Here is a 16558-nt window from a genome sequence, read left to right on the forward strand (position 1 = left end):
GCCAAAGACAGGTTCCCTATGTTTCCTTATCTGAGACTTTTTCGTTCTCAGTCAGCATCTTACCATTATCAGAAGCTGTTGAAATATCAAGCTCTTCTAGAAATTGATCACGCTTACTCTTGAAATTATCTATAGAAGAGGCCGGAATGGATTCCGAGGAAGGTAAATCGACTGTCAGTGGATTTACGGGGCTGTCATTTTTATAGATTCGATAGTCAAGATGGGTCCCCGTTACACGTCCCGTTTTACCGACATAACCGATAACCTGTCCCTGTTTTACAGTTCTGCCTTTCTTGATCCCACTTGCAAAACCACTGAGATGCAAATAGGCCGTTTCATAGGTACTGTTGTGCCGAATTTTGACAATATTACCATTGGCACCACGATACCTGGATTCGGTAACTGTTCCGTCACCCACTGAAAGTACAGGAGTACCGTGAGGTGCGGCATAATCTACGCCGTAATGTGGTAGCCTTCTCTTTAGAACCGGATGAAACCTATTATGTGAAAAACCGGAACTGATACGCTGATTAAACTTAAATGGGGCCTTTAATAGGGCTTTTTGCACGCTGTTGCCGTCTTCATCAAAATACCCACTAATATTCTCATCTTCGAATTTAAACGCATTATAGGTTTCACCGCGATGAGTAAATGAAGCTGCCTTTATGTCTCCAATTTCAAAAAAGGTGTCATCAATATATTTTTTCTCATAGATCATTTGAAAACTATCGCCATTGCGAAGGCTGAAAAAATCTATCTCCCAGGCATATATTTCAGAAAGTTTGTAAGCCAGCAAGGGACTTAATTCTTCCATCACCATAGTCTCATATAGTGAACTATTGATCTCTGCAGATGCTGTTTCTATCTTAGTTGTTACAATTTTACTGGATTTATAAATTTGCAGCGAGTCCTGCCAGTCAAAGACTACATAATCCAGCGGATTAGGCTGCCAAACCAAACGGGTAAGGGCTTCATTTTTTCCTTCATTTAGGGAGGCGTATATTCTGTATCGCTGTCCGGGTTTAAAAGAACGAACATCAATAAGGTCACGTGCCTGCTGTGTGACAGCGTAAATTTCCTGGGCAGAGAAATCAAATTTGTCCAATATCAGATAGAGGCTTTCGTTCTTCAACACCTCATGATCCTGTACTTTTGCGGTGTCTACTCTAAAACCGAAATCATCATACTCTTCATTTAATGTATCAGCTTCAGTAGCTACGGAATCAGTGGTTAACTGATCGCCTTTCACAAGAGCTTTATCCTTTTCTGTATCTTGGCTACAGGATATAAATAAAGCGACCGCTAACAATAGCGCAACTAGTCTTGACATGTACGGATGAATGTGGATTTTAAAATTTCATGCCTAACATACGAGTTTTACACTTTCATTGCATATTTCTTTGAATTGAGTAAGCATAAAAATTAGATCCGATTTTTTCCCAACGCTTAGATTTTTTCTATATTTAGCGCCGCATTCAGCGCCATTCCAATACAATATCTAAAGCCATTGTATTGTTAATTTACAAATGAATAATTTGTCGCCATTGAATAACAGGACTTTACACGTAGCGACTCTCGTATTAATTGCGGGAATTCTCTTCTTATTATCTCCGCATGCTACGCAAGCGCAGAGTGTTAAAGAATACGCCAGTATTGATTCTCTTAGCGTAGGAGACCGATTTTCTTATACCATTACCTTGAGTAAAGATCAGCCTTATGAAGAGATAATTTATCCCGACTCCTTAAGCTTCGGTTCGCCATTTGAGATTCGTTCCCGGCAGAGATACCAGGTTACCGATTTTAAAGACAGCCTGGTGTATGATTTGCAATTCTTCGGTACAGAAGAAACACAAATCCCCCCGGTATCAGTAAGACTAGTAAATTCAGGAGATACAACAGTGGTGTATACCAATCCTGTTCCTGTTCCATTTAAAACAGTGTTACAGTCAGAACAGGAGTCACTTCGTCCGTTTAAACCAATATTCGATTTTGCTGCGGCATGGTGGCCTTATCTAATAGCACTTTTACTGCTTGTGGCTGCAGGCTGGTACCTCTACAAGCTTTATCAGGAAAAAGGATTGGAACCGAAACCTGTGAAAAAGAAACAGGTTTACTCTCCTACACCTTTTCAGGATCCGTTACACAGGCTGGGTAATATTCTAAAGCAGCTCAAGGGCTATACCTTCAGTTCGGAAAAAGATTTTGAAGTTTTCTATGTAAACCTCGGAGATGCCATCCGTGAGTATTTTGAGGATCTGTATCGCATCCCTGCCCTGGAATCTACAAGTCGTGAAATACTCTATGAATTGAGCCGCCGTTCTGTCGATTCCGAACTCATAGATAAAACAAAAGCGGTTTTGCAGGAAGCCGATATGGTAAAATTTGCTAAGTTCACTCCTTCTGAGAAGCAAGCTGAAAAAGCACTGGAGAAGGCTGATGCTTTTCTGGAACGTGCCCGGGAAGTTGACAAGCCACGCGTTGATCACCTGCGAAATAAACATCAACAGGAGAACGAAGAAAAGCGTAAAGCTTTCGAGGAATCACAAAAGTCTGAGGTAGAGCGGGTATGAGCTGGGCAAATCCTGAATTTTTATGGCTATTGCTACTTCTGCCCTTGCTGATGGGACTGTACATCTGGCGCTATCTGAAAAACAGAAGGCCAACATTGACATTTTCGGATACTTCCAAGCTCACCGATCTGCCGGGCAACTGGCGTACCTACGGTACCTGGTTGGGACCTGTAACCCGATGGATAGCGTTTGCACTGGTTGTGCTGGCACTTGCACGTCCACAATTCAAAAATACGACCGTCGAGCGCAATGCCGAAGGTATCGATATTGTGCTGGCGCTGGATATTTCAACATCCATGAAAGCCGAAGACCTGAAGCCCAACCGTTTTGAAGCTGCCAGAAGTGTAGCTATCGATTTTATAGACAAACGCTTATCTGACCGTATCGGGCTTGTAGTTTTTGCAAGAAAAAGCTTCACCGTTGTTCCTCCTACCCTGGATTATCGCCTTCTCAAACAGCTTCTCAATGATGTTCAGATGGGAATCGTGGAAGACGGAACAGCTATCGGAATGGGTATTGCTACCGCCGTAAACCGCTTGAAGGAGAGCGAAGCAGAAAGCAAGGTTATCATACTGCTTACCGACGGACAGAATAATTCAGGTGAGATTGACCCCGTAACAGCAGCCGACCTGGCTGTAACATATGGAATCAAGATTTATACTATTGGGGCCGGTACACGCGGAACAGCTCCATATCCTGTTCAGGATCCAATTTTCGGGAAGCGATATCAGAATGTTAAAGTAGACATTGACGAAGAAATGCTCACCCAGATTGCCTCAATGAGTAACGGAGCATATTTCCGTGCTACCGACACTGAAAGACTAAAAGAGATCTACAACCAAATTGACGAATTGGAAAGAACAGAAATTGAGGAACTCATTTTCACCGATTTTGAAGATTTGTATGGCTGGTTCCTCATTCCCGCCGTTCTGCTATTGTTGCTTTCCATCGTGTCAGAAAAAGTACTCTTTAGAACGGAACCCGCCTGAGTATATAAACTTATTTAAGAGTCATGAATTTCGAATTCTATCTGCCGGCTAACTTCTCTGCCAGTTGACCGTTCCAGAGCTTTCAGTTCAAGCACATAACTTCCGGGATCAAATGAAGATGTATCAATCTCCAAATCCGTTTTATAAGTTGATTCAAATGTTTCAAAATTAAGTGTCAGGCTTGTCTTGTTACTATTTTTAAACAAGCGCTGGAAGAAGTTTCTGTTCTTGGGACGAACCTTATATTGCACTTCAAATGGACCGGGAGTTTGAGAAATAGAATCTGTTCGCAAGTGATATATCTCAAAGTGAATCATCAAATTATTATCTGCGGGTATCTTTCTATGGTGACTTACATCAAATTTAACAGGGGAATCAGCGTATCTTACAAAAGGTGTGATAGTTGAACCTACAATAATGTCACTCATTTCCAATTGCTCAGGATTAGTGGAAAGAGGTTCAGGCTGATTTTTTTCAATTTTGCCAAATGCACTGATAGAGTTTGATTCCACCGCCATGATACTGTCTGATGCGGTTTCTTCATTCAATCGGAGTTCAGCAGTAAATAATTGGTCAATTTCACTCTCTATGTTCGGAACACGCATGAATACGCTGCTCGGATCCATCTGCTCAACATCCCCTCTCCCATCCAAATAAATGGGAGCGTTTTTTTCAGCTCGGTATATAACATTATAATCCGAATCGGTACTCTTGTTGTAAAAAGTAAGACTAAAATCATCGGACCCGTATCTATTCTCTTTTACCTGGTTAAATACCAAAGCTTTTTGCGGCTGTCCGGTCAAATAAGTAGCCAAATAAGGCTTATTGTTATCATCTAAAAGGCGATATTGGTATACATCCAGATCAAAAGCTCGTTTTTCGTTTTCAAAGGTTGACTCTTCCTCAGGTGCCTGAACCTGGATATAATTCAGTTCGTTGATGTTTTTTGAGCGCGCCGTAAAAGCCGTCATTTTATTGAGACCGTTTACCGAGGTCAGTCTGGATTCCAGATCATAAAAAGCGTTTGCGAAATAGTCATCAACGGTCAGCACCTGCTGGTAAAAAAGAAGCTGTAACAAATAAGCCGGACTTAACACAGCGCCCTGTCCTCCCTGGTCCCGGAATGCGGCATCCGGTATCATATCTTCGAGTGACCTCAGCATACCGAAAAAGCCGGTATCTCCATGCTCGCCGAATATATAGACAAGGTTCTTATCATAATCTCCCGTAGGGCCATTTTCATCTCTGAGGTAGATCCAAATTTCATAATCTCTGATGCGATGCAGCTGCTCTGCCTCCCTGCTGAACCTATCAGCCCTGTCAACTCGTGCTCTATCCTGAACCATACTACGCGAGATGGAAGGCCTGCGATCTCCACTGGTTGCACCCGCCCTTGAAAGAGAATCACTGCTGGAGGAAGCACCACCCAGTGATCCGCCCGGAAAATTCATTGCATCCATCACCCAGGCACGAACCTGGGAACGATTATAGCGCATGGTGTTTCTCCGTCTGTAATCGGGTTCACCTAGCTTGATATAAACCAGTGCCCGATCATCAGTACCGTAAACCGTAGCCGAATTTCTGTTGAAGTGGGTCTTGGAATAAGCGATCCTCTCCCAGTGTTCAATTAGCCGTTCATTATACTCTGTGGATAAAATCGGATCCATCTGCTTCCAATACCTGCTAAGTATGCTACAAATTGTGTCGAGATCGTTATTCAGATATCCTTTCCAGGCTTTGTACATACCAGGGTTTATGATAGGCCTGATTCGCTCCAATTCGGTTCCGATCTCACTTCGATGATTTTCATTACATTTTCCCGAAAGCCCCCAATAAACCATATCGGAAGCATCCTTATAATAGTCCATAAGCTTATTGCTTGTGACTACTTCGATATAATCAAAACCGATTCTTGGATCCGGCTCAATATTTTCATTCGCATCTTTAGCTGTTTTCCAAATCCTTAGAGCCTCTTTTGCATTACCGCTAGCTAAAGCCTCTTGTCCCTGCCTCCATATAGTTTCGGAATAATCGATGGACTGGTTAGAAGCAGGCCAGGCCTGAAAGGATAAAACAACCAGTGTGAGTAGTACACTTTTCATAGATTGCAGGTTATTTGATATATCATACCAAAAATCGTGAATTATCTCCAGCAATCCGTTATCAACACAAAAATAAAATGATAAGATGGTGATAGATGGGCTGAGAAGCCTATCATTTTTGAATATTGAGATTAATCAAAGCTTTGAATGAAAAGCAAAATGAAATGCTCTTTTTGTTTTCTATGTTGGCATAATCTGTTTAATTTGAACTTTAAATGCCTTTTTAATCTCCAATCGTTTAATGGCTCTTACATCAATATCCAAAACACTCTCCTCACTGATTCCCTGGCAGGAGATACATGACCATATCCAGTCAAAAAAAAGCATCAACCTCGAACATTTTGTCGGATCCTCGCATGCTTTTCTTATAGCTGAACTGGCTGAAAAATACGATAACATTGTTGCAATTTATCCTGATGTGGAGCATGCCAAGTTCCTTAAATCAGATCTTGACCAGATTGGCATTCAACAAGCACTCTATTTCCCACAAACCGGACAAAAACCATATGATAGGCAACACATAACCGACAGCAGCCTGATGGTACAGCGATCCGAGGTACTTGAAGGCATTCAACACTCCAATAAATCGGTCACGGTAACATCTGCCCAGGCTCTTTTCGATAAAATTGTATCGCCGGAAACATTTGCCTCGGTATCTATTACTATTGAAACAGGGGATGAAATTGATTTGGACTCACTCAAGGAGTCGCTGGTTGATCAGCAGTACGAGCCTGTAAAGTTTGTCGATCAACCGGGTGAATTTGCTCATCGAGGAGGCATTATCGACATATTCCCTTTCTCCGGTGAATATCCTATCAGACTTGAACTGTTCGGCGATGAAGTGGATTCCATTCGTGAATTTGATCCGGATTCACAGCGCTCTATTTCATTCCTTAACGTTGTGCGAATCGTTCCTGACGCGACTAATCTGGACAAAGGTGAAAAAAATCACCTTCTCTCCTACTTCAATGATGATGATACACTACTGCTATTATTTAATGCACCACTCATTGAAGCTGAGTTTGAGAATCGCTTTACAGATGCGGAACAACACTATAGTGAACTAGAAGATAATGAGGATGCAGTTAATCCTTCCAAATTATTCTTTTCGTTTGAGGAATATCACAAAGCAAGCGGTGATTTTGTAAAACTTCATTTTGGAGGATTTTCTTCCGGCAAAAAAGCGGACTTTCGCTACCGCCTTGATGCCTCTCCTCAACCCGATTTCAATGGCAGCATCAAACTGCTGAGAGAAAATATTAAGGATCTCAGTCTGCAGGGATATGATGTCTATATTTTATGTGATAATGAGGGCCAAAGAGACCGATTTGAAGAATTACTGGGAGAACAGAGCAAGGAACTACGCTATCACCTGTCCATAGACACCATCCACGAAGGATTTATCCTTAAGGAAAAGGGACTGGCTGTTTATACTGACCACCAGATATTTAACCGGTATCACCGCCCTAAAGTGAGGAAGAGAAAATATCACGGGGGTATTTCATTCAAGGAACTACGTGATTTAAGCATAGGCGATTATGTAGTTCATGTGGATTACGGAATCGGGAAATTTGCCGGTTTCAAAAATATCACTATTAAAGGTGTGGAACAGGAATCTGTAGTACTCAGGTACAAAGAGGATTCTGTTCTTTACGTCAATGTTTCCAGCCTACATAAAATTCAGAAATATTCCGGCAAGGAAGGAACCCAGCCAAGGATAACAAAACTGGGATCAGGTCAGTGGGCTCGTAAAAAAGCACAGACCAAGAAGCGAGTCAAAGATATTGCGCGTGACCTGATCAAGCTTTATGCCAAACGCAAAGCGCAAAAAGCCTATGCCTTTGATGATGATACCTCCTGGCAGACGGAAATGGAAGCCCGGTTTGAGTTCGAGGAGACACCTGACCAAAGAAATGCCATTGAGGCTGTAAAGAAAGATATGGAACAGAAGATGCCGATGGACCGACTCGTCTGCGGCGATGTCGGGTTCGGCAAAACAGAAGTAGCAGTAAGAGCTGCTTTTAAGGCCGTCATGGATCATAAGCAGGTTGCCTTGCTGGTTCCGACCACTATTCTTGCCGACCAGCATTACAAGACCTTTTCACGGAGAATGAAAGAGTTCCCGGTATCCATCGAAGTTCTCTCGCGTTTCCGAACCAAAGCCGAACAGCGTGAAACCCTGAAGAAACTGAAGGATGGCAAAGTGGATATCGTAGTGGGCACCCATCGCCTGACCTCAAAGGATGTTGAATTTGATGATTTGGGCCTGCTCATTGTTGATGAAGAACAACGATTCGGTGTTTCAGCCAAAGAAAAGCTGAAAGAGTATAGAGCAACAGTGGACGTCCTTACCCTCACGGCTACTCCGATCCCGAGAACCCTTCAGTTTTCCCTTATGGGAGCCCGTGATCTGAGCATTATCAATACCCCACCACCAAACAGGCAACCGGTTGAAACCGAGATACATAGTTTTAACCACGAGCTGATACGCGATGCTATCACGCAGGAGATGTCTAGGGGCGGACAGGTTTTCTTCATTCATAACCGGGTGAAAAATATTGAAGAAGTCTCCAACATGGTGCGACAGCTTATACCGGATGTCAGGGTCCGTTTTGCTCACGGGCAGATGAGTTCGGCAAAGCTGGAAAAAATAATCGAGGACTTCTACGATCATAAATTTGACGTACTTGTATCGACAAATATTGTGGAGAACGGCATTGATATTGCCAATGCCAACACCATGATAATAAATCGCGCGGACCGGTTCGGCCTGGCCGAGCTTCACCAATTACGCGGGCGAGTAGGAAGATCTAATAAAAAAGCTTTCTGTTACCTGATCACTCCCCCCATCGAGACATTGACCAATGAATCCCGTAAGCGCCTGCTTGCCCTTGAGGAGTTTTCAGACCTAGGCTCAGGATTCAATATAGCAATGAGGGACCTTGATATCCGTGGTGCAGGAGATATTCTCGGTGCTGAACAGAGCGGATATATCAATGATGTGGGCTTTGAACTGTATCAGAAGATACTGAATGACGCAGTAAAAGAACTGAAAAAAGAAGAGTTTAGCGATGTATTCGAAGATGTAGAGGTAGAAACAGAACTGCCTGAAACCAATGTTGAATTTGACGTACCCGCATTACTGGATAAGAATTATGTATCCGACAATATCGAAAGGCTTAATCTTTACCGGAAGCTGGCCAAAGCTACGAGCAAAGAAGAGATCGCTGACTGGGAAAATGAGATTACCGATCGTTTCGGTCCCCTTCCAAAATCAGGTCAAAATCTTGTTCTGGCAGCTAAAATCAAGCTTTTTGCCTCACAAAACTTCTTCACAAAGGTGACAGTGCGTTCAGACAGGATGTGGCTGGTATGTCCTAAAAATGAATCGGAACTTGGAGAAGAATTTTACCAGAACCGATTCCAGACCTTATTGAAAAAACTGCAGGAAGAAAAGGACAATGAGTTGAACGTAGTTCAGAAGAATGATCGGGTACGTTTTGTCATAAGCGACATTCCTGACCTTGAAAGTGCAACAGAATATCTAAAATCTATTGTCATATCCCCGAAGACTGAAAAAGAGGTTAGCATTGCTTGAAAAGTACATACAACTGATTAAATCTGGTGAAGTTGTAGCTTTTCCTACCGAAACGGTTTACGGACTGGGTGCTGATGCGCGAAACCCGGATGCTGTCAAGAAAGTATTCGAAACCAAGGGCAGACCGGCAGATAATCCCCTCATCATACATATTGCCGACATCAAATCGGTAAAAAACTTTGCCCTGGATGTACCCGAAGCCGCTGAGAAGTTGATGGAATCATTTTGGCCCGGACCGTTGACTCTGATTTTTAAGAAAAAGCCTGAGGTTCTGGATATTATTACGGGGGGACTGGCAACAGTTGCTCTGCGATGGCCCAGTCATCCCATATCCCAAAATTTGATAGCACAGACGGGGCCACTGGTTGCTCCAAGTGCAAATACCTCCGGTAAACCTAGTCCCACTAAACCGGAACATGTAACCGAAGATTTCGGAGAAGACTTTCCGGTAATAGAAGCAGGAGAAACACAAATCGGTCTGGAATCAACAGTGCTGGACGTGTCCCATAAACCTTTCAGGATTTATAGACCCGGTTACATCGGCAAAACACAAATCGAAAATATTATCGGGGAAAAAGTATGTTTTGCAGAGTCCGGAGAAAATACTGAAACAAGGAGTCCCGGAACTAAATATAGCCACTATAGCCCTAAGGCAACGGTCCGTTGGCTGAAACCGGGAGAAATGGCAAATGCTGATAACGCCTTATATTTATTCCATGAAAAAAATCCTGAACATGTCTCTGACCACATCATCTACTATCAGGGAAACTATCACCAAATGGCCCATGAACTGTTTGATCGATTCCGGCAAGCCGATCACCGTAACCTCAATGAGGTAGTTATTGAACAGATTTCTGAAGAGACTCAACAAGAAAATGCCATAGCCATGGCGCTCTATAATCGCATAAATAAGGCTGTGGGCTAAAAAACTAGCTAATAACACAGATCACAGAAAATAAATTCATTTTTTTTAAATATTTCCTAGTCATGCCCTGTAATTCTTGTGTACTAACACTGTAAATCTAAACGAATGGATTCAATATCAGATCAACAATTTTCATTATGGGCTAAGCGCATACGAAATAGCGACGAACAGGCTTTCAAGGCAATGTTCGATGCCACCTTTGAGAATTTTGTACGATATGCCTGGAAATACACCAAAACGAAAGATTCGGCTATGGACATTGTTCAGGAAAGTTTTATCAAATTATGGAATATCAGAGAAAGGTTGGATCCGGCTCAATCTCTGAAAACCTATTTCTACCGAATGGTAAAACACAAATCACTCAACTACCTGCGCGATGTTAAAATACATACTGAAGATGTGACCGAGATGGAAATTGCTGATAGCAACCTTTCCATTCTAAAGGACGATGATAGTGAGTCTTCAAAATTATTAGAACCTTTAAAACGCTGGATCGATGAATTGCCGGATAGACAACAAGAGGCATTCAAGCTGAGCCGCTATGAAGGTCTTACGCATGAAGAAATAGCAGAGGTCATGGAAGTCTCTCCACGCACCGTCAATAATCATATTGGTGCGGCACTTAATCATTTGCAGGAACGCTACAAGAAATATAAGGACCATAATTAAAGACATTATGCCACGCGACAAATCCGAAAATAACTGGCTCGAAAAAATCCTGGAAAAGCTGGATCCTGAACCGAGAAAGAACGCTGAACAGATCTGGAAGGAAGCACCGAAAACAGATGACAGTCAACACGTCCCCATCAGTGACAGCGACAAAGAAGATATATTCTCGAATATTATGGCGGAAACCGGTATCAATCCGGAAGCAGAAAACGTCCATCATTTTGAATCTAATACAGAGTATGCATCTCGCTGGAAATGGATCGCAGCCGCTGCCGTAATATTGATAGCAGCAGGTCTCTCCTATTTAACTATTCCAATAAATCATACAGCGCCATATGGAGAGATGGTCACAGTAACTCTGCCCGATGACTCCAGGGTCACTTTGAACAGCGGAACATCTATCTCCTACAACAGGCTTTTTGACATTATGGATCGAGACATCTCATTACAGGGTGAAGCCTATTTTGAAGTGGAGAACGATGATATCCCCTTTATCGTCCACACCTCCAATACTTCCGTGAAGGTGCTGGGAACTGCTTTTAACATCCGTTCGTGGGCACAAGAAACAGATAATGAAACCTCGGTCGTACTAACAGAAGGTTCGCTTTCATTTTATCCGGAAGGTCAACCCGACAAATACGTAATACTGAAACCCGGAGAAAAAAGCATATTTAAGCAGAGCAGCGGAACGCCCACGCAGCCGGTAACAGTTGATAGAGAACGTGCATTGGCCTGGACTGAAAATCGTTTTGCTTTCGAATCGATGACACTTGTACAAATCATCAATGAAATCGAAAGAAGATTTAATTTGGATATCCAAGTTCAGCAAGAGGATGTTTTGTTTGACACGCTGACTGTTTACTACAACAAGAATGTAACAGCAGAGCAAATCATACAGGATATTTGCCAAACCAAAGCACTTAGTTTCCGAAAAATAAACGGTGGGTTTGTTATAGAAGATTAGAGTTATTATCTCTTTATCCTTACAGTATGAAGTTCAAAAGCATTCTGCTATTCATCTTTTTGTTACTTTCAGTTTCCCCGGTCCTTGCCCAGCAGGATGGTAAAACGGAGAATGAGCGATTCACCCTATTGTTTCGCGGTACTCCTATAGAAGAAGCTATCAAAGATCTCGTTAAAGAGACTAGAATAGATCTTATATACGATCCGTCCATACTTAGTTCTCAGCGGGTTTTCAGTCTTTCCAAAAATGAGTATCCCGAACAGATTCTTTCAAATATTTTAAAAGGCACTAACCTTGATTATATCCAACTCTCATCGGGCACGTATGTCATTATTAAATCGGCAGTAAATGAACCGCGATATGGAAGTCTTGCCGGTATCGTTCTGGACAAGAGTACCGGAAAACCGCTTGAAGGCGCTAATGTCTTGATTGCCGATGCCTCTACCGGAACCTCCTCCAACGGGGCCGGACGCTTTACAATTGCTCCCTTGCTGACCGGTAATTATGAAATAACTATTACCTATGTCGGTTACCAAACGGTACGAGATACCGTCTCCATTCCAAGACAACAGGACTCACTGAGGAGATTTTATCTTGAATCGCGCCCCGTTTTTGTAGAACCCCTGGTTATCTCCAGCCTTCAAAAAAGGCTACCCTATTACAATTCCGGTAAGGAAGAGGTTACCAATCTGACGAATTCGCTTTCATCCTATACAGGATCCCCCGATGCCTTACGAAGTGTGGAATCTGTAATGGGGGTGAATTTCAGTATCCCTCTTGCTGATTTTAACATTCAAGGTGGAGCAGAAGGCGAACACCAGGTAATGCTGGATGGGGTCCCCATTTACAACCCTACCAGTTTTGGCAGGCTAACTGGTGCTTTTAGTCCTTATGCACTACAAAAGATTACAGTGCATAAAGCCGGTTATGGATCATCTGTAGGGAGTCAGCTATCCGGAATAATTTCCATCGACCAGGATCTGCCTGCCGATGAAGAAAAAAACCTTATGCTTCAGGTTGATCCGCTCAGTTTGAACGGAAGAATTAACCTGGCCACTTCAATCAATGATGATATACAGTTTAAAACAATGATTGCCGGGCGCAGCAATATATGGAGGTGGTATCAAAAACCTGCCCTCTCGAATACTCTCGAAAACTGGGACCGGCTGGATCCCATAATCTCCGGCAATCTTATTAACAACGGTATGGAGGACGTATTCTTTGAAAAAGTAAACCACCGGTCAGATGTTGATTTTTATGATTTCCATTGGAGTAATGAAATAGCATTCAGTGATTTCCACACTACCTACTTCAGCTACTATCGTGGCACGAATTACTTGCAGACCAGGCTTCTTTCTGATAACAGCAGTCCGCAAGCCGGTAATCCGGAATCTATGTATACCCGTGATACTTATGACTGGCTAAACGATATTGTTAGAGTAGAACATAACTGGCTCATTAATTCGAGATGGCAAACCCAGCTTGGTTTTTCCTATTCCAATCACTATTCAAATCACCACTTTGGAATGGCGAGTACGGATGATATCTCCGCAATTCCTTCAAACAATTCACAGCTAATATCTAGCCTCGACAGGTATATCGATGAACAACCGCACACCGGTGATCAAAATCTCATAAGGGAAACAACCTTTAATGCACGTTTTGAATATAGTTTGAACCAGGACCACAAATTGAATTTCGGTATTGAGTCTAAGGTAATTGATTACTCATTCAGTCTCTCCGATCTGTTTTACCATTTCTCTTCGTCCAGAAATTCTACTGTCATGCTCAATGGATTTCTGGAAGATGAATTTTCACTCAATTTTAATACCAAGCTTATAGGCGGTTCGCGGTTTACCTTTATCCCAAATGAGCAAAAGATTTATGCGGAACCGAGGATCTCTGTTCAAACAGATCTACAGGAAACGCACCTTGGATTTATTTCTTTAAAGCTGGCCGGGGGGGTATACCGCCAGTATGTCAACCAGTTTGACCTGACAAATGTCGGACCCAGTTCCATTGTACCTTCCATTCGTTTCTGGGTACCGGTTGATTTCACCACCGATGTTCCGAAATCGTATCACGCCAGTTCAGAGATTCTTATAGAACCTGAAGAAACATTATCCATTAAATGGGAAGGGTATTATAAATGGAATCCTTCCGTTCTTTCCCTTGATTATCACGCACTTCTTGAAGAACCCGATAATCCTAATGCCAGATTTAACAATCAAAGCACTTTCACCGAACAGGGACGCAGTTACAGCTATGGAACCGGCATCAGTATCGAAAAGCTATTCGAAGACCCCATGATGGAGTTTAGTCTCTCTTATGAGTATAGTTTGGCACGTAAGAGAACTCCTAAACGATTCAATGGGCAGTATGTGGATACGCCCTGGAATGAACCACAAAAACTGCAAGCTGCAGTCAATTGGAACATTATTCCCTCACTCTTAACCACAATCAGATGGCAAAGTATTTGGGGAAGAAGCTGGGCCTACAACCAGGCATATTATGATTACCTGACAATAGATGGTAATCAATCCCAATATGGAACCATAACCTTTGACAGCCCTTCTAACGACACTTTGAGCCCTTATCACCAACTTGATATCGGTTTCAGCTGGTCTCAAAATATTAATCGCTCAAAAGTACAGTTAAGGCTAGACCTGGTAAATATCCTGGACCGGCAAAATACACTCGAGAAAAGACTGATTCCTCAACAAAATAATGAGGGTACATTGCAATATACCACTCAGCCAAAAACTCTGCCCGGTTTCACCCCATCTATAGGTATCCGATTTATTTATTAAAAAAATTCTTCTAAGACTAGTCATACCCCATTTTTCTAGTGTACTTGAGTGTGAAGTTAACCCTTAAACATTTCACACAATACACTATTATGGATTCAGTAAACGATACATTTAAAAAGTTTGGTCTTAAGACCATGCTGATGCTATCAGCTTTCATTGTATTCGGCCTTACAGGATGCGTGGATGATGACGATAACGTAAATGCCCCACCGACCAGTCTTAACATAGTCACATTGGCTGAAACCAATGATCAGCTAAGCATTCTCGCCAGTGCAATTTTTGATGCCGATTTAGGAGGAACCCTGCAAGGTACGGGACCTTTTACCGTATTTGCTCCTAATAATACCGCATTCAACAATCTGCCTGACGGTACACTTGACAATCTCTCATCAGAACAACTGGCACAAATACTTTCTTTCCACGTTGTGGAAGGTGAGATTACAGCGAGCGACCTATCCGCAAGCCAGACAGTGGAAACTATTCAAGGTGAAGAGCTACTTGTTACCGTAGACGGTGGAACTGTTACCGTTAACGGTAGTGCTGTAGTAGGCACACCGGATGTTGAAGCTTCTAATGGTATCATTCATATCATTGATGAAGTATTGCTACCCCAGGAATTCCGTGAGCCTAACATCATAGATCAAGCGGAAGAACTTGGTAATTTCACAACCTTGACAAGTGCAATTGAGCAGACAGGACTGACATCAACTCTTCAATATCTCGGACCATTTACCGTGTTTGCACCGACCGACGCCGCCTTCAATAACCTGCCCGCAGGATTGCTGAACGGCCTTTCCGATGAAGAGCTTGCTGAAATTCTCCAATATCATGTCTTAAACGGTACCGTACTATCTACCGATTTAATGGCAGAACAAGCTGTACCTTCGCTTACTCAAGAAGAGCTATTTATAACCGCAAATGGTGGTGTCACTGTTAACGGAAGTTCTTCAGTGGCTACGGCCGATGTTGAAGTGAGTAATGGTGTTATTCATGCCGTAGACCAGGTCTTACTGCCTGACGCTTACGGTACCATTGTAGATGCAGCATCCAAGAGATACTTCTTCTCAACGCTTGTTTCTGCAGTGGCAGATGCCGGGCTTGTGGATGCACTCTCTAGCACAGATGCCAACCTGACCGTTTTCGCACCGACTGATGAAGCTTTTGCGAATCTACCTGATGGACTGCTTGGCAGTCTTACCAATGAGCAACTCTCCAGCATTCTTCAGTACCATGTATTGGGCTCCGAAGTATTTGCAGGTGATTTGTCTTCCGAACAATCACCCGAAAGCCTTACAGGTGAAGATCTCTTTATCACTGCTGGCAGTGAAGGTGCATTTGTAAACGGTTCTACTGAAATCATCACCACCGATGTTGATGTAAATAATGGTGTAATCCATGCAATCGACGGGGTACTTTTGCCCAACGTATTCCTGGATATCGTCCAAATTGCTCAAAAAGATTACAACCTAACATCACTGGTCACTGCCTTAAGCGATGCCGGTTTGGTGAACACACTTAAGGGTGACGGGCCATTTACGGTCTTCGCTCCTACTAACCAGGCATTTGAAGATGCCAGCGCTGTTATTGAATCGCTGAGTGCTCAGCAGGTTGAAGATGTACTTCTCTACCATGCTGCAGCAGTTGAAGCTTTGTCAGGAGATCTCTCCGACGGGCAAACCATTCAGACTGTTCAAGGAGAAGACATTACCGTAAGCATTGATGGTCAAGGTAACGTCACTTTAAATGGTTCTGTGAATGTTATTGAAGTAGATCGGCAAGGCACCAATGGTGTAGTCCACGTCATAGACGGAGTACTTGTACCGCCAAGCTTCAATTAATTGACTCCAAAACCTGTGTAACATGGGTTCGAGCCCGTCTCTTTTCGAGACGGGCTTTTTTATTTCCAACGGCTCCTAAAGTATTATCTATTC

Annotated in this window: 10 protein-coding genes; 8 read left to right on the plus strand and 2 right to left on the minus strand. The window is 42.8% G+C overall.

What is annotated here, in order from left to right:
• Positions 1-16: 16 nt before the first annotated feature.
• Positions 17-1330, minus strand: a complete 1314-nt coding sequence (locus G3570_RS08940; RefSeq protein WP_165141467.1) for a M23 family metallopeptidase — start codon at positions 1328-1330, stop codon at positions 17-19.
• A 214-nt stretch (positions 1331-1544) separates the two neighbouring features.
• Here G3570_RS08940 and G3570_RS08945 point away from each other — a divergent pair, with 214 nt between their 5' ends.
• Positions 1545-2570: a hypothetical protein gene (locus G3570_RS08945; protein WP_249066908.1), complete on the plus strand. Its 1026-nt coding sequence runs from the start codon at positions 1545-1547 to the stop codon at positions 2568-2570.
• Positions 2567-3559 (plus strand): vWA domain-containing protein, encoded by a 993-nt coding sequence (locus tag G3570_RS08950; protein WP_165141471.1) that lies wholly within the window; start codon positions 2567-2569, stop codon positions 3557-3559. The genes G3570_RS08945 and G3570_RS08950 overlap by 4 nt, the downstream gene beginning before the upstream one ends.
• 14 nt (positions 3560-3573) lie before the next feature.
• Here G3570_RS08950 and G3570_RS08955 read toward each other — a convergent pair whose 3' ends face one another.
• Positions 3574-5661, minus strand: coding sequence for a GWxTD domain-containing protein (locus G3570_RS08955; RefSeq protein WP_165141473.1), 2088 nt, complete (start codon positions 5659-5661; stop codon positions 3574-3576).
• 241 nt (positions 5662-5902) lie between these two features.
• Between G3570_RS08955 and mfd the strand changes: the two genes are divergently transcribed.
• From mfd to G3570_RS08985, 6 genes are all read left to right on the plus strand, one after another.
• Positions 5903-9259, plus strand: coding sequence for a transcription-repair coupling factor (gene mfd / locus G3570_RS08960; RefSeq protein WP_165141475.1), 3357 nt, complete (start codon positions 5903-5905; stop codon positions 9257-9259).
• Positions 9252-10184 (plus strand): L-threonylcarbamoyladenylate synthase, encoded by a 933-nt coding sequence (locus G3570_RS08965; RefSeq protein ID WP_249066910.1) that lies wholly within the window; start codon positions 9252-9254, stop codon positions 10182-10184. Before mfd ends, G3570_RS08965 begins: the two co-directional genes overlap by 8 nt.
• 105 nt (positions 10185-10289) lie before the next feature.
• A complete protein-coding gene (locus tag G3570_RS08970) occupies positions 10290-10853 on the plus strand; it encodes an RNA polymerase sigma-70 factor (RefSeq protein WP_165141477.1) in 564 nt (187 codons plus the stop codon).
• 7 nt (positions 10854-10860) lie between these two features.
• Entirely contained in the window at positions 10861-11817 is a 957-nt protein-coding gene (locus G3570_RS08975; RefSeq protein ID WP_165141479.1) for a FecR family protein, read from the plus strand.
• A 26-nt stretch (positions 11818-11843) separates the two neighbouring features.
• Positions 11844-14627: a TonB-dependent receptor gene (locus G3570_RS08980; protein WP_165141481.1), complete on the plus strand. Its 2784-nt coding sequence runs from the start codon at positions 11844-11846 to the stop codon at positions 14625-14627.
• A gap of 89 nt (positions 14628-14716) precedes the next feature.
• Complete coding sequence (locus G3570_RS08985; RefSeq protein WP_165141483.1) at positions 14717-16465, plus strand: fasciclin domain-containing protein; 1749 nt, start codon at positions 14717-14719, stop codon at positions 16463-16465.
• The last annotated feature ends 93 nt before the right edge of the window (positions 16466-16558 follow it).

This window comes from Halalkalibaculum roseum, from assembly GCF_011059145.1.
GTDB classification, from domain to species: Bacteria; Bacteroidota; Rhodothermia; order Balneolales; family Balneolaceae; genus Halalkalibaculum; species Halalkalibaculum roseum.